The 18,922-nt window shown below is 58.8% G+C and carries 20 protein-coding genes; 12 read left to right on the forward strand and 8 right to left on the reverse strand.

What is annotated here, in order from left to right; all coding sequences use genetic code 11:
• Nucleotides 1-3: 3 nt before the first annotated feature.
• A complete protein-coding gene (locus tag LKR43_RS12145) occupies nucleotides 4-687 on the reverse strand; it encodes an amino acid ABC transporter permease (RefSeq protein ID WP_227684327.1) in 684 nt (227 codons plus the stop codon).
• 208 nt (nucleotides 688-895) lie between these two features.
• Between LKR43_RS12145 and LKR43_RS12150 the strand changes: the two genes are divergently transcribed.
• Nucleotides 896-1,939: a LacI family DNA-binding transcriptional regulator gene (locus tag LKR43_RS12150; RefSeq protein WP_227684328.1), complete on the forward strand. Its 1,044-nt coding sequence runs from the start codon at nucleotides 896-898 to the stop codon at nucleotides 1,937-1,939.
• On the opposite strand, the gene LKR43_RS16325 is transcribed toward LKR43_RS12150, so the two are convergent.
• From LKR43_RS16325 to LKR43_RS12170, 5 genes are read right to left on the reverse strand one after another with little or no spacing between them, the layout of a single operon-like run.
• Nucleotides 1,908-2,111, reverse strand: a complete 204-nt coding sequence (locus tag LKR43_RS16325) for a hypothetical protein (protein WP_370632108.1) — start codon at nucleotides 2,109-2,111, stop codon at nucleotides 1,908-1,910. The genes LKR43_RS12150 and LKR43_RS16325 overlap by 32 nt on opposite strands.
• Nucleotides 2,112-2,132: 21 nt before the next feature.
• Entirely contained in the window at nucleotides 2,133-2,837 is a 705-nt protein-coding gene (locus LKR43_RS12155; protein ID WP_370632109.1) for a LysR family transcriptional regulator, read from the reverse strand.
• A gap of 33 nt (nucleotides 2,838-2,870) precedes the next feature.
• Nucleotides 2,871-4,103 carry a CaiB/BaiF CoA-transferase family protein gene (locus LKR43_RS12160; RefSeq protein WP_227684329.1) on the reverse strand — a complete coding sequence of 411 codons (1,233 nt, stop codon included), beginning with the start codon at nucleotides 4,101-4,103 and terminating at the stop codon, nucleotides 2,871-2,873.
• Nucleotides 4,100-5,122, reverse strand: coding sequence for an acyl-CoA dehydrogenase family protein (locus LKR43_RS12165; RefSeq protein WP_227684330.1), 1,023 nt, complete (start codon nucleotides 5,120-5,122; stop codon nucleotides 4,100-4,102). The genes LKR43_RS12160 and LKR43_RS12165 overlap by 4 nt, the downstream gene beginning before the upstream one ends.
• A gap of 8 nt (nucleotides 5,123-5,130) precedes the next feature.
• Nucleotides 5,131-6,282, reverse strand: a complete 1,152-nt coding sequence (locus LKR43_RS12170; RefSeq protein WP_227684361.1) for an acyl-CoA dehydrogenase family protein — start codon at nucleotides 6,280-6,282, stop codon at nucleotides 5,131-5,133.
• 224 nt (nucleotides 6,283-6,506) lie between these two features.
• Here LKR43_RS12170 and LKR43_RS12175 point away from each other — a divergent pair, with 224 nt between their 5' ends.
• The 4 genes from LKR43_RS12175 (at nucleotide 6,507) to LKR43_RS12190 (ending at nucleotide 9,851) form a co-directional block, all read left to right on the forward strand.
• Nucleotides 6,507-7,301 (forward strand): crotonase/enoyl-CoA hydratase family protein, encoded by a 795-nt coding sequence (locus tag LKR43_RS12175; protein ID WP_227684331.1) that lies wholly within the window; start codon nucleotides 6,507-6,509, stop codon nucleotides 7,299-7,301.
• 61 nt (nucleotides 7,302-7,362) lie between these two features.
• Nucleotides 7,363-8,328, forward strand: a complete 966-nt coding sequence (locus LKR43_RS12180; protein ID WP_227684332.1) for a tripartite tricarboxylate transporter substrate binding protein — start codon at nucleotides 7,363-7,365, stop codon at nucleotides 8,326-8,328.
• Between the two features lie 142 nt (nucleotides 8,329-8,470).
• Nucleotides 8,471-9,667 (forward strand): MFS transporter, encoded by a 1,197-nt coding sequence (locus LKR43_RS12185; RefSeq protein ID WP_227684333.1) that lies wholly within the window; start codon nucleotides 8,471-8,473, stop codon nucleotides 9,665-9,667.
• 10 nt (nucleotides 9,668-9,677) lie between these two features.
• Nucleotides 9,678-9,851, forward strand: a complete 174-nt coding sequence (locus LKR43_RS12190) for a hypothetical protein (protein ID WP_227684364.1) — start codon at nucleotides 9,678-9,680, stop codon at nucleotides 9,849-9,851.
• A 21-nt stretch (nucleotides 9,852-9,872) separates the two neighbouring features.
• Here the strand turns inward: LKR43_RS12190 and LKR43_RS12195 are convergent, their stop codons facing one another.
• Complete coding sequence (locus LKR43_RS12195; RefSeq protein ID WP_227684334.1) at nucleotides 9,873-10,781, reverse strand: LysR family transcriptional regulator; 909 nt, start codon at nucleotides 10,779-10,781, stop codon at nucleotides 9,873-9,875.
• Nucleotides 10,782-10,946: 165 nt separating this feature from the next.
• Here LKR43_RS12195 and LKR43_RS12200 point away from each other — a divergent pair, with 165 nt between their 5' ends.
• The 3 genes from LKR43_RS12200 to LKR43_RS12210 are packed head-to-tail and all read left to right on the forward strand — an operon-like array spanning nucleotide 10,947 to nucleotide 14,288.
• Nucleotides 10,947-11,957 carry a tripartite tricarboxylate transporter substrate binding protein gene (locus tag LKR43_RS12200; protein WP_227684335.1) on the forward strand — a complete coding sequence of 337 codons (1,011 nt, stop codon included), beginning with the start codon at nucleotides 10,947-10,949 and terminating at the stop codon, nucleotides 11,955-11,957.
• Between the two features lie 15 nt (nucleotides 11,958-11,972).
• A complete protein-coding gene (locus LKR43_RS12205; protein WP_227684336.1) occupies nucleotides 11,973-13,694 on the forward strand; it encodes an amidohydrolase family protein in 1,722 nt (573 codons plus the stop codon).
• Nucleotides 13,695-13,709: 15 nt separating this feature from the next.
• Nucleotides 13,710-14,288 (forward strand): malonic semialdehyde reductase, encoded by a 579-nt coding sequence (locus LKR43_RS12210; protein ID WP_227684337.1) that lies wholly within the window; start codon nucleotides 13,710-13,712, stop codon nucleotides 14,286-14,288.
• 16 nt (nucleotides 14,289-14,304) lie between these two features.
• Here the strand turns inward: LKR43_RS12210 and LKR43_RS12215 are convergent, their stop codons facing one another.
• Nucleotides 14,305-14,901 carry a cysteine dioxygenase family protein gene (locus LKR43_RS12215; protein ID WP_227684338.1) on the reverse strand — a complete coding sequence of 199 codons (597 nt, stop codon included), beginning with the start codon at nucleotides 14,899-14,901 and terminating at the stop codon, nucleotides 14,305-14,307.
• A 121-nt stretch (nucleotides 14,902-15,022) separates the two neighbouring features.
• Here LKR43_RS12215 and LKR43_RS12220 point away from each other — a divergent pair, with 121 nt between their 5' ends.
• The 4 genes from LKR43_RS12220 to LKR43_RS12235 all read left to right on the forward strand — a co-directional run bounded on the left by LKR43_RS12220 (nucleotide 15,023) and on the right by LKR43_RS12235 (nucleotide 18,911).
• Entirely contained in the window at nucleotides 15,023-16,249 is a 1,227-nt protein-coding gene (locus LKR43_RS12220) for an MFS transporter (protein ID WP_227684339.1), read from the forward strand.
• Nucleotides 16,250-16,340: 91 nt separating this feature from the next.
• Nucleotides 16,341-17,240, forward strand: coding sequence for an NAD(P)-dependent oxidoreductase (locus LKR43_RS12225; RefSeq protein ID WP_227684340.1), 900 nt, complete (start codon nucleotides 16,341-16,343; stop codon nucleotides 17,238-17,240).
• A 109-nt stretch (nucleotides 17,241-17,349) separates the two neighbouring features.
• The gene (locus tag LKR43_RS12230) at nucleotides 17,350-18,036 is read left to right on the forward strand and encodes a GntR family transcriptional regulator (RefSeq protein WP_227684341.1); all 687 of its coding nucleotides are present in this window, start codon (nucleotides 17,350-17,352) and stop codon (nucleotides 18,034-18,036) included.
• Nucleotides 18,033-18,911, forward strand: coding sequence for a phytanoyl-CoA dioxygenase family protein (locus tag LKR43_RS12235; protein ID WP_227684342.1), 879 nt, complete (start codon nucleotides 18,033-18,035; stop codon nucleotides 18,909-18,911). The genes LKR43_RS12230 and LKR43_RS12235 overlap by 4 nt, the downstream gene beginning before the upstream one ends.
• The last annotated feature ends 11 nt before the right edge of the window (nucleotides 18,912-18,922 follow it).

The raw sequence follows: 18,922 nt of genomic DNA on the forward strand, positions 1-18,922 counted from the left end.
GCTTCACCCTGTTGTCTTCAAACGACGCCGACGAGCGAATACCAACTGCCCGAATCCCCACAGCCCCACGCGCATAAGCAGCGACAACGCCAGATAGACGACGGCAACCAGGATATAGGCCTCGAAGGGCCGGAAGGTTTCGGACTGCACCCGGCTTGCCACAGCCGTCAGTTCTTCGACCGAGATCTGCGAAGTAATGGACGAGGCCAGCATCAGCAGCACAAATTGACTGGTGAGCGCGGGATACACCTTTTCCATGGCGGGCCACAGGATAACGTGCCAGTAAACCTGCCGTTTCGTCAGGCCCAGGCATTCGGCAGCCTCAATCTGCCCCGGATGAACCGAGTCCATGCCGGCACGCATGATTTCACAGGTATACGCGGCAACGTTGATGATCAGCGCCACCAGACCCGCCGCAAATGCCGGGACCCTCCAGCCCAGGCTGGCCATGCCAAAGAAGACCAGGAATATCTGCACCAGGAAAGGCGTGTTGCGCACTATCTCGACATAAAAGCCGCAGAACCGGGAAAGTGAGCGCAAGGTGCTGCGCCGGCCTATGGCAAACAGCGTGCCCAGCACCAGCCCCAGCACCGTGGCCGGAACCGACAGCTGAATGGTCAGCCAGGCCCCTTCCAGGAACACTGGCCACTGAGCCAGCACGGATGAAAAATCAAATTCGTAGTTCATGCTGATGGCGGTTCTTGTCTCGCTTGCGGTTGCATGGTTGTTATGTATTGGTAGGGCATGGTAGCTGCATGCCCAGATGATGTCCATACAAAAAATGATGTTTTTTGATGGTTTAACAAAAACATCAAAACTCATGTCCAGCTATTGCAATGGCCGAAAAATTAGGCATACTGACTGGCAGAAAATTAACGTGATTGAATATGATGTAATGAAAGCAGGCACCGGAAAAACTCGTGCAGGCATTGCCGAAGTTGCCATAAGCGCAGGCGTCTCCACGGCAACCGTCGATCGGGTACTGAACCATAGACCAGGCGTCAGGCCCGCGACCATTCAGGCCGTGCTCAAGGCGGCCGCCGATCTTGGCTATCTGCCACAAGACGACCTGTACCGGGCACTACGGCCACAGCCCATGCGGCTGGTATTCCTGCTGCCTGCCGGCACCAATCGTTTCCTGAACATGCTCGGTGATTTTGTCAGCATCGCGCACGAGCAGTTCGAACCCTTCAACGTACAGTGCCGGTGCCGTTACATCGAAGGATTCAATCCGCAGATACTGGTGGAAAGCCTGTTGCGTGAAAGCCGACGGGCCGACGGCATAGCCTTCATGGCCCTGGAGCACCCCCTGGTGCGCGAAGCCGTCAATACCCTGGCTGAAAGAAACGTCCACACATTGACCTTGATTTCCGACCTGTCCAGCTCGCGCCGGGCCGCTTATGTCGGCCTGGACAATCGCGCTGCAGGCCGTAGTGCCGGCCTGTTGATGGGCCGTTTCGTGGGCCCGCGCGCAGGCAAGGTTGCCATGATCGCAGGCAGCCGGCATTATCGCGGTCACGAAGAACGCGAAATGGGCTTCCAGCATATTCTGGAAGAAAAATTCCCCAACCTCGACGTGGTCGGCCTGCGTGAAGGGCATGACGACGCGGGCATCAACTACCGCCAGTCCAGGCAATTGCTCAAGCAGTACCCCGACCTGGTCGGCATCTACAACATAGGCGGCGCATCTGACGGCGTAGCACAAGCACTAAAGGAAGCAGGCCGCGACCAGAATACGGTGTTCATCGGACACGGCCTGACGCCCGACACGCGGGCACTGCTGGTCGACGGTTCGCTTGACGCCCTGCTCAATCAGAACCTGCACTCCACCATCATGAACAGTGTTCGCATCTTCGCCAACCTTCGTGCCGGACGTGATGCCACGGCGGGTATCGAGCCCATGCACATCAGCGTGGTGCTGAACGAGAATCTGCCCTGACGGCCTGGCCCGCCAGGCCCTGTGCTGCCACCTCGCGAAAGTTCTTCACGACTGCCGTATCGGTCAAGGGGTTCCAGGCCAGTGAAATGCCTATCGAGGCACTGGCCGGGAAATCGGCCAGCGTCTTGTACACCAGCTGTTTGCTGGTAAAACGACGGCTGATGGATGGCACCAGCGCCAGACCCAGGCCCGCCTAGACCAGGCCAAGCACGGTCTGCACCTGCACCGCCTCCTGCGCCACACGCGGCGAGAATCCTGCCAGCTGGCAGGCGTGTATGGCGGCCATGCGCAAACCCGTAGCCGCCGACTCGGTATACAGAATGAAATCCTCTTGGGCCACATCACCAAGCTTCAGCGTCTGACGTTGCGCCAGCGGATGCGACTTGGGCATCGCCAGCACGAAGTTCTCGGTCAGCAGCGCCTGCAAGCGTATGCGGGAATCGGTGGAAACAGGTACGCGCACGACGCCCACATCCAGCGTCTCGTCTGCCAGCTCCTGCATGACCTGGATTGAAGTGGCTTCGCGCAGGACCAGTTGCACCGCCGGGTGCCGCTGCCGGAAGCGCGACAACATGCCAGGCAGAATGGTGTGGGTGGCCGAACCCACGAAACCGATGCGTAATACTCCGCCCTCGCCAGTGGATGCAGCGACCGCGGCCCGCTTGAATTGCCCGGCATGAAACAGCGCACGGCGCGCGTCGTCCAGGGCGGCCTCACCGCTTTTCGTGAGCCTGACGCCATCTTTTCCACGCACGAACAACGTCACCCCGAGTTCGGTCTCCAGTTTGCGTATGGAGACCGACAGGGGCGGCTGGGACATGTGCAGTTTTTCTGCAGCCTTGCGAAAGTTAAGCGTTTCGGCAAGAACGACGAACTGCTGCAGATGACGAAAATCCATGGTTCGCGGCACCCGTATGTAATGTCAAATGAATCAGGCAATCACTCCGGCATCCCGCCACGCCTGGATTTGCTCTGCCGAACTGTTCAGCACCGATCGTAGTATATAGTCGGTATGTTCGCCCAATCGCGGCGGCGCCGCCGGCGCACGAGGCGGCGTACCTCGCAGCTGCAAGGGTGATCGCATCAGACGCACATTGCCGTGGCGCGCATCAGGCGTATCGGCAATCAGCCCCCGCGCCGCGATCTCGGGCGCATCCAGCGCTTCCGGAACACTGCGCACCGAACCCGCCGGAATACCGGCAGCACGAATTTTTTCCAGCCAGTAGGCGTTGGTTTGGGTCGCCAGAATACTTTCAAGGCGGGGAATCAATGTGTCTCGGTTAAGCACGCGGGCACGATTTGTACGATAGCGTTCATCAGTGGCAAGCTCGGTGCATGCCAGCGCCGCACACAAGGCGGCGAACTGCCGGTCATTGCCCACTGCCAGTGCAAACCGGCCGTCGGCGGTAGACATGATCTGGTATGGCACGACGGTGGGATGCCCATTGCCGAAACGCTCGGGGTGATGCCCTGCCGCCAGATAGCCGGTACCGATATTGGCCAGGACACTGACCGCGCCGTCAAGCAAGGCCAGGTCGATGAACTGGCCACGGCCATCGCGCTCGCGGGCAAACAAGGCGGCCAGTACCGCCTGCACCGCATTCATGCCGGTGACCAGATCCGTGATGGCCACACCCAGCTTCATTGGATCACCCTGCTCATCGCCGGTGATGGACATGAGCCCGCTCTCGGCCTGGATCACAAAGTCGTAGCCAGGCTCGGAAGCGCGCGGCCCGGTGCGCCCGTAGCCGGATATAGAGCAATAAATCAGACGGGGATTCAATGCGGACAGCGTCTCGTAGTCGAGCCCGAATCGGGCCAGTGCACCCAGGCGGTAGTTTTCAACCAGCACATCGGCCTGCAGCGCCAACTGCCTTAACAAGGCCTGCCCCTCGGGGCGCTTGAAATCGACCGCCATGGACTGCTTGCTGCGGTTGGTGCACATGAAATACGTGGACTCGCCGTCGAGCTCGGGCGGCAACCAGGTGCGCGTATCGTCGCCTTGACCGGGCGCCTCTATTTTCCAGACCTCCGCACCAAGATCGGCCATGGTTTGCGTACACCATGGACCTGCCAGCACACGACTTAGATCAAGCACCCGTATGCCTGCCAGCGGCTGCTGCCTGACCTGCCCGGCGCCCTGTTGTTCCGTAACCTGGTTCATGCCTGTACCGCCGACATCCCGGTGCAGATGAAGGAAAGCGCCGTGTGCTGCGGTTGCTGCAACAAGCACGCTCCGATCTGGCCGGCCCAATAGGTTTCCGTGCCTGCGGCCATGCGCCACTCGCGCAGGCGCCTGGTGTACAGCTGCAGGTCGTATTCTTCCGTAATGCCGATTGCGCCATGCACGGCATGGCCGATGTCGGCAACATGAACGGCCGCTTCGCTGCTTCGACATTTTCCAACGGCCGCACCAAGATAACCAGGCGCCCAGCCACTGCCGCGACAGGCCAGTGCCGCAGCCATCCGTGCGGCCCAGGTTCTTTCGGCCAACATGCTGATCTGGCTTTGGACGGCCTGGAAACGACCTATATTCTTGCCGAACTGCACACGTTGATTGGCGTATTCCAGCGTCAACTCGAGCACACGGTTGGCCGCACCCGCCAACAACGGCGCATAGCTGGCTGCCGCCAGGCCGGTCAGGTCCAGCTCAGGCAGGGAGTCGGCGCCTATCGTGATGACATCGGCCGGCAGTTGCTCCCAGCGCAGGTCTGCATTCAGGCTGCCGTGGCTGACCACCGACACCGATTGTGCCGCCGCTACCGGCAACAACAGGCACTCTTCCCCACGCGGCAACAATACCCAATCCGCTACGCAGCCAAAAGATACGGCATCGGCTTCCAGCGCCTGCGCATCTTCACGAACACCAAAGGCCGCAATGGCGATTGCACCCGATGGCGCCTTGACGCCGGCGGCATTCAACCATGCGCGGGCCAGCATGGTTTGCACAAACGGGACGGGTACCGCGTACTGGCCCGCCAGCAAGAACAGGGGAAAGGCCTCAGCCAGGGAAAAACCGGCGCCATCGGACGCTTCTGGCAGCAAGGCGTCGAGGAACCCGGAGTCTTCCAACTCCTGCCAAAGGGCTTCACGGCTGCCGCCTGCCTCGATGGCGCGTATGACTTGTGGCGTAACGGCCTGTGCGAACAGGCGATCGACCGAATCTGTAAACAAGTTATCCATGTGAGTTCCTATCGCAATCCCAGGCCGCGCGCGATGATGCCGCGCAGAATTTCACGAGTACCGCCACGCAACGAGAACGAAGGTGCCAGCTGTTCAAGATAGACCAGCGTCCGGCGCAGCGATGCCGGTATCGCGGCATCCGGCGTCGCACCCAGCACGTCACCGATAATCCGGGGAATGGCCTGCTCGATCTCCGTGCCCAGATCCTTCACCAGGGTTGCCTCAATCGCCGGGCTTTCTCCGCGCGCCAGCTTGCCGGTCAGCGAGATGGACATGGATCGCAAGACGGCAAGCCACGAGATTATGGTGCCCAGGGCCACCGCAGTTTGCGCATCATTTGCTCCGGCTTCACGACAATGCAACAGCCAGCTTTCCAGCAACACCATGCTGGAGTACAAACGTTCCGGGCCACTGCGCTCGAAAGCCAGCTCGGCATTGACCTGCGCCCAACCATCGCCCTCGGTCCCGATCAAGGCGTCCTCGGGGCACTGTACGTTCTCGAAGAACACCTCGGAAAAATGCGCATCACCGGCCATATCCTTGATGGGCCGTACTGTTACGCCCGGCAGGCTCAGGTCGACAATAATCTGCGACAAACCCTTATAACGATCGGCCGCTTCGCCCGAGGTGCGCACCAGGGCAATCATGTAGTGCGAGTGCTGCGCATTGGTCGTCCAGATCTTGCTGCCGTTCAACGTCCAGCCTTGTGCAGTGCGCGTGGCACGGGTCTTGATGCTGGCCAGATCCGAGCCCGAATTCGGCTCACTCATCCCTATGCAGAAGAATGCTTCGGCCTTGCTGATGCGCGGCAGGTAAAACTGCTTTTGCGCCTCTGTGCCGTATTTAAGTATCAGCGGACCGCTTTGACGGTCGGCGATCCAGTGAGCCGACACTGGCGCACCCACCGCCAGCAGCTCCTCTGACAACACAAACCGGGCGAAGGGCCCTTTGTCGGCGCCGCCATAGCGGGCCGGCAATGTCAGACCCAGCCAGCCACGCTGGGCCAGACGACGACTGAATTCTGCATCAAAGCCCATCCAGGATCGTGCCCGCACATCGGGCGCCAGCTGGCCCACAGTTTGTGCCAGAAAGGCACGAATCTCGGTGCGCAAGGCTTCATCTTCAGCTGGAATCTCTGTGAGCTCAAGCGTATCTATCATCATGGCGTTCTGCTCTCGTTATCTTCGGTTGACCCACGCTACTATCAACCGTTTGATACCACTCTGTCTAATATTATTTGTTTGAATATTGATACGAATTCGATATCAGCCAGGCAGAAAAAGCCGATATCAAATTGATATCACTGAGAAGAAAAATAATATTGGATGAGCATGATTCTGGCTTCTACACTGATACGGAGAAAAATGTACAAAGAGAGTGTGGCATGGATCAAATACTTCATTTCGAACAGGACGAACACGGCATAGTCACCCTGACCATGGACTATCCGCCTACCCGCAACGCCTTGACGGGCAATACCATGGTCGACGCCTTCCTGGCTGCATTCCAGCGCATAGAAACGGAACATACTGCCCGCGCAGTCATCATCACGGCTGCGGGCAAGGTATTTTCGTCGGGCGGCAGTATCGACGAAATGGAGCGTCAGCTTAAACCCGAATACGAAAGCATGGCGCTGCGCCATGAATACCGCGAAGGCATACAGCGTCTGCCCCTGGCCTTGCACAAGCTCGAGGTGCCTACGATTGCGGCGGTCAATGGCCCGGCCATAGGCGCCGGCTTCGACCTTACCTGCATGTGCGACATACGCATTGCCTCCGAGCACGCCCGGTTTGCTGAAAGCTTTGTCAAGCTTGGCATCGTTCCCGGTGACGGCGGAGCCTGGTTTCTCCCCCGCCTGATCGGCATGTCGCGCGCTGCCGAAATGACCCTGACCGGTGACGCAATAGATGCTCAGCAAGCCTACGCCTGGGGGCTGGTGTCCAAAGTCGTGCCGGCTGACGAGTTGATGAGCGAAAGCCGCAAGGTTGCCATGCGTATTGCCGCCAACCCGCCCGAAGCCGTACGCATGAGCAAACGCTTGCTGCGCGAAGGGCAACACAGCCGTCTTGACTCATTGCTTGAGCTATCTGCCGCCTTCCAGGCCATGGCGCACAAGTCGGACGATCACGCCCGGGCCGTTCAGGCATTTATGGCGCAGCGGTCCAAACCTCGCACCTGAACAATTCAATCAAATGCCGATGGCGGTATACAAAGCCCCACGGCCATATCTGGAGGACACAATGTATAAATTAATCAAGCAAATACTCGTGGGCGCCGGCGCCTGCCTGGCTCTGGCAGGTATTGCCCATGCCGCCTATCCTGAAAAGCCCATACGCATGGTGGTCTCATTTCCCCCCGGAAGCGGAACCGACACCAATGCCCGCTACGCCGCCAAGAAACTGAGCGAACGTGTCGGCGTACCGGTGGTGGTGGAAAACCGTCCCGGAGCCAACAGCTTTATCGCCGCCGAGGCGGTCGTCAGTGCAGCCCCCGATGGCTATACCTTGCTGCTTGCAAGCAATTCACCCGTCACGACCAACGTCGTGATGTTCGAAAAGCTGCCCTACGACCCGGTCAAGCAACTGGCGCCAATAGCCAAGCTGGCGTATGGCCCCATGGCGCTTGCTGTGCATAACGATTCGCCGTTCAAGACCGTACAGGACCTGATCGATTCCGCCAGGAAGAGCCCCAATTCGCTGAACTACGGTGGAGGCAGCGCTTCCTATCGCATTGCCACCGAACTCTTTCTGACCCAGAACGACATCGAGGCGGAATTCATTCCCTACAAAGGCGCTGCACCGGCACTGACCGACCTGGCCGGAGGCCACGTGGACTTCGTCTTTGCCGACCTGGGCGCAGTCATACCCTTTGAGCAGTCAGGCAATATGCGCATACTTGCCGTGACCGGCAACGAGCGGGTCAAAAGCGTACCGAATGTGCCGACCCTGCAGGAAGCGGGCACGGAAAACTACTATATGATCAACTGGACTGCCGCGTTTGCCCCAGCCGGCACGCCACAGCCCATCATCGACTTGTTGTCCGGGCACTTTGTCGAAATCTACAAAGAGGCTGAAGCCCAGGAGTTCCTGGACCGGACCAACTGGTTCGCCTTTCCCGCCGGTGCCGAAGAACTCGGAAAATTCCAGTTGAGCGAAATTGAGCGCTGGGGCGCTGCAGCCAAAGCCGCAGACATTCCCAAGCAGTAATCGCGCCGGCGCAAAGTCCGGCATGAGCTTCCGGGCATTGGTGCCTCTCATCGGCACCAATGCCCTTTTTGATGGCTGATGCTAATATCGTCGTTCTTGATTTTCAGGCGCCCCGCCCTGTCGTCAATTCGGACTCCCGCACATGCCTACCTCCACCTCCACACCCTATATGCGCACCTTGCTGATGGGCGCGCTGATTGTCCTGCTGGTCATGGGCGTACGGGCCACCTTCGGTCTGTTCATGCAACCCATGGGCGCCGCCCATGGCTGGGGCCGCGACGTTTTCTCCATGGCCTTTGCCATACAGAATCTGGTCTGGGGCGTAGGCTGTATTTTCTTTGGCATGATGGCTGACCGCTATGGCGCCGGAAGGACCATCGTCCTGGGCGCCGTATTGGGCACACTGGGGCTGATAGGCATGCGCCTGTCGACCGACGAGCTGTCCCTGTATATGACGGCAGGTGTGCTGGTGGGCCTGGGTCAGGCCGGCACGACATTTCCCGTGATTCTTCCCGTTGTGGCCCGCGCCGTGCCCCCGGCCTATCGCAGCACCGCCATGGGCATAGCCAGCGCGGGCGGCTCGCTGGGCCAGTTTGCCGTCGTCCCGACCGGCCAATTGCTGATCAGCCAGGCCGACTGGACGGGTGCCCTGTGGATGCTTTCGCTGTTCATCGCGGTTGGCGCCCCCCTGGCCTATTTTCTGAAAGGCAAGCCGCAAGCCCAACGCGGCGAGCAGAGCCTGAAGCTTGCGATCCGGCACGCCCTGGCCGACCGCTCATTTCACTTTCTGTTCTGGAGCTATGCCGTTTGCGGCTTCCACACGGCTTTCATCACGCTGCACCTGCCGGCCTTTCTGGTCGATGGCGGACTGACCGCCACCCACGGGGCCACCGCCATCGCCTTCATCGGCCTGTTCAACGTGCTGGGCTGCTATTACTCCGGGTGGCTGGGCGAACGCTACAGCAAGAAGACACTGCTGGCCGCCGTCTACTTCCTGCGCGCCTTCGGCATTATCTTCCTGATTGCCTTGCCCACCACGCCCATGGTCGCCTACGCATTCGCGGCGTGGATGGGTGTATTCTGGCTGGGTACCGTTCCGCTCACGCAAGGGCTTATAGGTCAGATATACGGCTTGCGCTACGCGGCAACGCTGTCAGGCATCGTCTTTCTGGGCCACCAGATCGGCAGCTTTATCGGCGTCTGGATGGGCGGTTATGTGTACCAGGCGACCGGCAGCTATACAATAGTCTGGTGGGCCGGTATTGTACTGGCGGTTGTGGCCGCAGCACTTTGCCTGCCGATCAAGGAACAGGAAAGGGCCTTGCCAGTTCCCGCCTAAGGAGTTTGCCATGACCACGCAGCATCATTCTCGCGAAACCGATGCCCCCCTTCACAAGAAGGGTCCATGGCATTACGTGGGCATCACTGTGCTGCTGGCTGTTATGGCGCTGGCGTTTGCCGGTTACCTTTCGCCCGAAATGCGACTGCAGTGGGCAAACCTGGCAGCGCTTTGCGGGTTTTGATCAGCTGCCAGTTCAACCCGATCAGGCTTGCGTCATAAGGTCTTCAATCAGCGCAATAACGGTTTGTGTGGCCGGCGATAATGTTCGATGCGCCCGGTGCACTATGCTGCAGGTCAGCTCGGCCCCGGAAGAATAGGCTACCGCCAAACGCAAAAAAGTGCCTTCCGCCAGTTCGTCCTGTATCGCCTCTTCCATACAAAAAAGCACAACATCACTGCTTAACGCCACTGTTTGCAATGAGTCCACGCTATTGCATTGCAGTACCAAGGGTAGATCTTCTGTTCGTGTAACTCGATAGATCTTTGCAAGCTGCTTCAGGGCGCCGGGAGGTAATCTGGTCGCAACCAGGCGATAGTCGCCCAACACATTCCTTAGCATCTTGTCCGGCACTGAAAGCAAAGGATGGCTTGCCCGTACAAAGAGGCCCGCATGCTGGGCGGGCAAGGGCCTGACGCAGAACTCTGCCGAAGGCGGCAGACTATGCGTAATGGCGACTGCAAAATCAATCAGATCATGCTCGAGCATATCGAGCAGCCGTTGCCAGCTCTCAATCTCTACTTGTGTCTTTATCCCCGGGTAGTCTCGCGCCAGTCGAGTCAGGAGTGGTGAAAGAAAGCCGGCCGCCGGAAAAACACCCGCGCCGAACGCAACTTCACCAGCATCGAAACCACGTATCAGCGAACTCTCACGCTCAAGCTCATTCGCTTCGGCAAGTATGCGGCGGGCCCGAACCAGTACGGCGCGGCCCGCCTTGGTGAGCTCCATGCCGGCAGGCGTGCGGTCGAGCAATTTCAGGCCAAGCTCACTTTCCAGCGACTGAATGCTGCGGGTCAATGCCGACTGAGTCAGGCACAAGCCAAGAGCCGCGCGCGTGTAGCTGCCCTCTTTTGCCAGAGCGGAAAAGTGCCTTAATGCCCGTAGACTGATCATTATGTATTTTTCTCATTAATAAAGACCTAAATATGCATTAGATTCTTAACCTGTTCAAGTTTAAAGTAACCATTCCAGTGTAGTGGTCTTTACGCTGACTCCCGCAAAAAGACGGAGCAGCGACGGTATCGATCTGATTTTCTCGAACACGAAGGAGTGGGACATATGAAAAATAAAATCTCGGTCATGTCTTTACGCAGCAGCATCGCCGGACTGGTGATGGGTATGGGCTGTACATTTGCCGCGCCGGCCCTTGCAGCCGACACGGCAAGCTGGCCTGAAGCCGGCAAGACCATCACCGTCATCGTGCCTTTCCCGGCCGGATCAGGTTCGGATTCACTTGCGCGCCGACTGGGCCAGGAAGTAACCAAGCAAACCGGGGTGCCTGTCGTGATCGATAACAGGCCGGGTGGCAGCACCGTGATCGGCGCCCAGCACGTGGCTCGCGCGCAGCCAGACGGCTACACGCTGCTATACACCGTCGTGGTGACCCACACTCAGAATCCGCACCTGGTCAAGGACCTGCCTTACGACCCGTTCAAGGACTTCACACCGGTCCTGCAACTCGTGCGCTCCGCCACGGTCCTTTCGGCCAATAAAGATACCCCCTTCGACACCACGAAGGAACTGATCGCATACGCGAAGGCAAATCCCGGAAAGCTGAATTTTGGCTCATACAGTACCGGCTCAACCTCTCACCTGAACGGCGAAATCCTGAAGCAGGAAGCGGACATCGATATCGTGCACGTGCCATACAAGGGTACGGCAGATGCCAGTCGCGCGTTGCTGGCCGGCGAAGTCCAGATTTACTTTGACGGCACTGCTACGGCGGTAGAAAAATGGAAAGGCGGCATGGTCAAGCTGCTGGGTCCCGCAACGGACAAGCGCCTGAGTGTCCTGCCCGATCTTCCCACGCTCGAAGAACAAGGGCTTCCCGGTCTGAATATAGTCGGCTGGCAAGGGCTGTTTGCACCCGGCGACGTACAGCCTGAAGTCGCAGAGCAAGTGGCATCTGTATTCCGTAAGGTGCTACAGACACCCGATATCGTCAATTTCATCGAATCCGGCGGCAATGAAGTCAGCGGCGCGGGTCCGGACGAATACGCCAAGATCGTACGTAATGACTATGAACGGTGGGGCAAAGTCATCAAGAGCGCGGGCATTACGCTCGAGTAAGACAGGAGATTAAGCATGCATGACCTTGTGATACGCGGCGGAAAGATTGTTGATGGAAGTGGCCAGGCCGCCTACACCGGAGACATTGCCATCAGCAACGGCAGAATTGAACAGATCGGTGGAAAAGCGGGGCCGGCACACAGGGTCATGGACGCCGCAGGCGGCCTGGTTACTCCGGGCTGGATCGACATCCACACTCACTACGACGGACAGGCCACCTGGGACCCGTACCTGAGCCCTTCCACCTGGCACGGCGTCACGACCGCCATCATGGGCAACTGTGGTGTCGGGTTTGCACCGGTCAAGGAAGAGCGCCGCGACTGGCTGATCAAGGTCATGGAGGGCGTCGAAGATATCCCGGGCTCGGTGCTGTCCGAAGGCATTCAATGGGAATGGGAAACCTTTCCGGAATATATGGACGCCCTTGACCGACGCCCCAAGGCACTCGATATCGGCGCTCAGATTCCACACGCTGCAGTGCGTACCTATGTAATGGGCGACAGGGCAATACATCACGACGAGGCGTCTCCTGAAGACCTGCAGGCAATGAGGCAGGTTGTCCGCGAAGCGCTGAAAGCAGGCGCTGTAGGATTCTCGACCGCTCTGACCTTTCTTCATAAATATGACGAGCGCAAGTATCCTCCCGGCACGTTTGCAACCGAAGAAGAGCTCATGGCCCTGGGCAGCGTACTCGGTGAAGAAGGCCATGGTGTTTTTCAGATGACGGCCAACCATCCGGCCATGGAAAAGGAAATTCCCTGGCTGAACGCACTGGCACGTCATAACAATCTGCCGGTACTGTTTAACCTGCAACAGACAGACGGCGCGCCGGATGTCTGGAAACAGGTGCTCCTGAGCCTGGATCAGGCCCGTGATCAAAAGATACCGCTCATGGGCGGAATCAGCGGCAGGCCACTGGGTATTTTGTTTTCCTGGCAGAGCAGCCTGCATCCGTTTATTGCTCACCCTACTTTCATGGCATTGCAAGACTTGCCGTTCGATCAGATGATCGCAAAGCTGCGTGATCCGGAAATCCGGAACAAAATCATGAACGAGCAGGTCGGCCTGCGCGACCGTCGGGCTGAAAGGCTGTTCAGCACTTTCGATAAAATCTTTCCGCTGGGTGACGAGCCTGATTACGAGCCGCTACCCGAACAAAGCATAGCAGCGATGGCTGCACGCAGCGGCAAGACACCTCTCGAGATCATCTACGACCTGATGCTTCAAAACGACGGGAAAGCCATCCTTTACTTTCCCTCGTTCAATTACTCGTATGAGAACCTTGATCACCTGCATCAGCTGCTTCAGCACGACAATACGGTGAACAGCCTGTCTGATGGCGGGGCACACTGTGGCTACATCTGCGATGTAAGCATGCCGACTTTCATGCTCAGCTACTGGACTCGCGACCGCAAGCGCGGGCCCCAGCTACCGCTGGAATGGGTCGTCAAGCGCCAGACCTCCGACACCGCGAAAGTCTATGGCCTGCATGATCGCGGCCTGCTGACCGAAGGCATGAAAGCAGACATAAACATTATTGATCCCGATATACTCAGGATTCATAGCCCCGAAATGGTCTTTGACCTGCCCGCAGGCGGACGGCGGCTGGTGCAGCGAGCCGACGGCTACATCGCAACCATTGTGAATGGCCAGCCCATTTTCGAGCATGGACAGGCTACCGGCGCACTACCCGGCCGCCTCATCCGCGGTCAGGCCGGCTCGGCACGCAACCCCTGACAAGGTCAAAACGAAATGTCCATCAGCATAGATCAGCTATTCAACTCGGCACGCACGCACAGCGCCTGGCAAGACCGCCCCGTCCCGGCAGAAGTCATGCAGACGCTTTATCAAATGACGGTCATGGGACCGACCTCGGCGAATTGCCTGCCGCTACGCATTGCTTATGTGGCAAGCCCGCAGGCCAAGCAGCAGCTGGTTCCGCTAATGGCCGAAGGGAACCGGGAAAAGACCCGACTGGCACCCTTGACGGCTATCCTTGCGTATGACCTGCTCTTTCATGAAAAGCTGCCCAAACTGTACCCTCATCAGCCCGACGCTCCTTCCTGGTTCAACTCAAGCCCGGAATCGGCCCGCGAGGCGGCTTTACGTAACGGCAGCCTGCAAGGCGGCTACTTCATCATGGCCGCCCGCGCATTGGGCCTGGATTGCGGCCCGATGGGCGGCTTCGACGCCCCTGCCGTTGCCCAGGAGTTCTTTCCCGGCATGCCTTATGAAGTCAACTTCATTTGCAACCTTGGTTACGGCGATGCAAGCCAGCTACTGCCAAGGCTTCCCAGGCTGAGCTTCGACGAGGCATGCATCGTAGAGTAACTGCGCGATATCAGGATCAGCTGCGACGCGTCTGTACACCGATGGACATACGCTCGCAGCGACCTGTATCCAGATCAAAGCAGATGCGGTCGGTAAGGGTTTCCAGCGCCTTGCCATACATGTGCAGATGCCGAATGGGCTGCTCGTCTTCAATCTGTACGGCATGAATGTCGTCGGGCATAAGCGCGATGCCCTTGCCCGGACCGACGACCACGGTTTCCTCAAGTTCCAGCGTGCCGACGCCAGGTGTCTGGCCATCATCGGTACGCCGATAGACGAAATTGTTTTCCACCCCCTGCACCGCCGCGATACAGGCCCAGGTGGTGTGATTGTGCGGAACGACCTTCTTGCCCGGCAGCATCACGTTCAGATACAGCGCATAGCTGCGGTCGGGCTCTTCGTGAATCATGTAGCGGGCTTGAAGCGCGCCATCATCAGGGCCGGGAAAGTCTGAAGCTGCCCAGAGATCAGTTTGACCTGCCAGCGCCACCAGCTGATCCATGACCTGCCCAAGCTTTTTCCGGTCGAGAGTCTGATGATCAAGAATGTGCCGTATGTTGCTGATGGTGTTGCCAACGGCGCCTGCGCGCAGGCCTGCGAGATCTTGTGTCATTTTTCCTCCGGGATATATTCAGTTATCCACCAATTATCAATGCCGGCGCGTGCCAAGACAAGCCGGCTCCAGCACCGCGGTATAATCAGGGTTTACCCTAGCCGGACTCATAGGCAGCATCATGCCCACCTTCCTACACAGCACCAAATCCGGTATGCCCGGCTGGGTTATCTTCGCTCTGGCCGTAGGCGCATTTGCCATCGGGACAACCGAGTTCGCGACCATGAGCCTGCTGCCCTATTTTGCAAAAGATCTTGGCATTGACGCTCCTACGGCGGGGCACGTGATCAGCGCCTATGCGCTGGGCGTTGTCGTTGGAGCACCCGTTCTTACGGTACTGGGCGCGCGGGTCAGGCGACGCACCATGCTGATCTGGCTGATGGGCGCATTCGCACTGTTCAATGGCCTTTCAGCGTTCGCACCCAGCTATGAATCCATGCTGGCCCTGCGCTTTCTGAGCGGCTTGCCCCATGGGGCCTATTTTGGCATTGGCGCGCTGGTTGCGGTCTCGCTGGTACCTTTGAACAAACGCAACCAGGCGGTGGGACAGATGTTTCTTGGTCTGACACTCGCCACCATTATCGGCGTTCCGCTGGCGAACTGGCTGGGCCAGTCTATCGGCTGGCGTTGGGGATTCGCCATAGTCGCCTTGACAGGACTGCTGACTGTTGCACTGCTGTTCTGGCTGGCTCCTGACAAACCCGCCGAGCCAGGCGCCAGCCCGCTACGCGAACTGGGCGCACTCAAACACGGCCAGGTCTGGCTGACTCTGGCCGTCGGAGCGATCGGCTTCGGCGGGCTGTTTGCTGTCTACACTTATCTTGCCGACACCCTGATGCAGGTCACCATGGCGTCACCCGAAACTGTGCCCCTGGTGCTGGCCATTTTCGGGCTGGGCATGACGGCCGGCAATATTCTGGTGCCCAAACTGGCGGATCAGGCGCTGATGCCCACGATATGCGGCGTACTGCTATGGAGCGCGGCCACTACTGCACTGTTCAGCGTCGCGGCAGGCAGTCTGTGGACAGTCTCGATCACAGTATTCCTGATCGGCATAGGTGGTGCCCTGGGCACCGTGCTGCAGACCCGTCTGATGGACATTGCCCGCAATGCTCAAGGTCTGGCTGCCGCGTTAAACCATTCCGCCTTCAACTTTGCAAACGCGCTGGGCCCACTGCTGGGTGGCATGGCCATCGCACACGGCTACGGTTGGGCATCGACCGGCTGGGTAGGTTCTTTGCTGGCACTGGGCGGGCTGATGCTGCTCTTGCTTTCGATAGGCCTGGAGCGCAAGGCGAGCCGTGACCGTGTCCAGGTCTATATACCCCGGCAAAATACTGATTCATAATGTGGGCGACAATCGTTCACGGCTTTTGCTGCAAGCAAATGCACCTGCATCATGATGCGTGAACCAGGGTATTTTCAGGAATAATTCATCAATGACAACACAACAACCAAAGATCGGCCTGATCGGCGCCGGTCTGATGGGCTCGGGCATCGCTGCCAGCCTGTTGCGTAACGGCTTTCCCCTAACCATACTCGAGCATGCAGGCAACCAGCCTCTTGATGCCCTGCTGCAAGCCGGTGCTGAAACCTGCGCGCGCGCCTCAGACCTGGCCGCTCAGGTAGACATACTAATCCTTTGCGTCACCGGTACACCGCAGGTGGAAGCGGTCCTCTTCCAGGAAGGCGGAGTACTCGAAGGCCTGCGACCCGGCACCACCATCATCGATTGCTCGACCGCGATTCCTTCTTCGACCATCAAAATTGCGGAAGCCGTACAGAAAGCGGGCGGACGCTTCCTTGACGCCCCCATGACGCGCACCCCCAAAGAGGCGGCCGAGGGCCGGCTGAACCTGATCGTCGGCGGCGACCGCCAGGTATTCGAAGCATGCCTGCCAGTGCTTCAAGGCTACGCCGAGAACATCGCCTATGCCGGAAAGACTGGCTCAGGTCACCAGATGAAGCTGCTGCATAACTACGTCTCGCTGGGTTTTTCAGCTGTGCTGGCCGAAGCTGCGGCGTGCGCCCGCGAAACCGGCACCGATCCCACCGTGTTCTGCGACATCCTTGCAGCGGGCGGTGGCGGTGGCGTGGTGTTGAACCGTCTGCGTCCTTACATCGAATCGGGGGATGTCTCAGGTTTTCGCTTTTCCATGTCCAACGCACTGAAAGACATGGGGTACTACTGCACTATGGCACAGGAACAAGGCACCCAAGGCTCCGTCGCCCTTGCCATCAAGCAGCTATTTGCAGAAGCGGCCCACGCAGGCCATGATCAGGCTCCCGTGCCTGAACTGATCGACCACCTTGCCGGCACACAGAAACACGAGGCCTGACCGGGCTCGCAAAGACAACGCCCAACCCGCTTACCTGGCAAAAACCCCTAGATACTAAAAGGGGTATCGGCAGTACTGTATACAGTATTCAATGCAAGAAAATACAGTTATGCCGGCTCCTCTCCTGCAGATAGCACCCGTGCCCGACCTGGTCGACCAGGTCTATCGCGGCCTGCTCGATGCCATTTGCAATGGCACGCTTGCCCCCGGCGAACGCCTGGCGCAGGAAGATATCGCGCAGCGCATGGATGTCTCGCGCCAACCTGTGCTGCAGGCACTGCGTCTGCTGAAAAAAGACGGGCTGGTACAAGACGCCCAGGGTCGCGGTGTACAGGTCACCCCGCTCGACCCGGCCTGGACGCGCAAGGTATACGAAGTACGCGGCGCACTCGATGCTCTGGCCGCCAGGCTGGCCGCTCAACGGCGCTTTCGCGTACCCGCCCAGCTTATCGAGGACGGCCGTCATGCCGTGCATAGCGGCGACGTACAAGCCATGATAGATGCCGACGTGGCCTTTCACTCGGCCATCTATGCGGCATCGGGGAACGAACTCATTGTGCAAAGCGCCGAGCGGCACTGGATGCATCTGCGCCGCGCCATGGGCGCGGTCCTGCGCTCGCAAGCTCACCACGACAAGCTGTGGGACGAACATGAAAGCATCGCCATGGCCATTGCCTGCGGCAATGCCTCTCAGGCATCAAAATCCAGCGAAGACCATACGGCCAGGGCCAGCAAAGCCCTGGATGACAGACTGACTCAACTTTTGGCACCCCGCGTGCAAGGAGATCGATCTTGAAGCTGACTGAAGCACAACGCCTGCAGTTTGAACAGGATGGCTATCTGTTCTTTCCCGGACACTTTTCCCCGGAAGAAACACGCACCCTTACCGATGCGGTGCCTGACATTTACGCCAAGCGCGAAGCGTGGAATATTCGCGAGAAAGACTCCGACGCGGTACGCACCAATTTTGCCGCCCACCTGCATAGCGAACCATTTGCAAAGCTGGGGCGGCATCCTCGCATGATCGAGCCGGTCATGGACCTCTTCGATGAAGAGGTCTACATGCATCAGTTCAAAATCAACGGGAAGATGGCCTTTGAAGGCGATGTCTGGCAGTGGCACCAAGACTACGGCACCTGGCTGAACGACGACCAGATGCCCACCGAACGCGCGATGAACGTGGCCATATTCCTGGATGATGTCGATGAGTTCAACGGACCACTGATGTTCATTCCGGGCAGCCACCGCAAAGGCGTGATCGATGCCCAGCACGACCTCACCACCACCAGCTATCCGCTATGGACGGTCAACAACGATCTGATCCGCCAGCTCGTGGACCGCGCCGGTGGCCGCAACGGCGGCATAGTCTCGCCGAAGGGCCCGGCCGGCTCCATGATCCTGTTTCACAGCTGTCTGGTGCATGCATCAGGCAGCAACCTGTCGCCCTTCAATCGCGTGGCCGTATACCTGAGCCTGTGTGCCGTCAGCAATCATATCCGCCGTTACAAACGGCCGGAATACATTGCGCACCGCGACTTCACGCCCATAGCGCTGCTGCCCGACGACTGCCTGCTCAAGCCGTATGCCGTCGATCTTCCGTGGAAAGACGGCCTGCCGCCAAGCGCGCTCGAGACTTCTCTGGAGCCGATTACGGCCATGGCCGAAGACTAAGGCCGACCTTG

The sequence above is a fragment of the Pusillimonas sp. MFBS29 genome (assembly GCF_020687695.1).
Taxonomy (GTDB): domain Bacteria; phylum Pseudomonadota; class Gammaproteobacteria; order Burkholderiales; family Burkholderiaceae_B; genus Pusillimonas_C.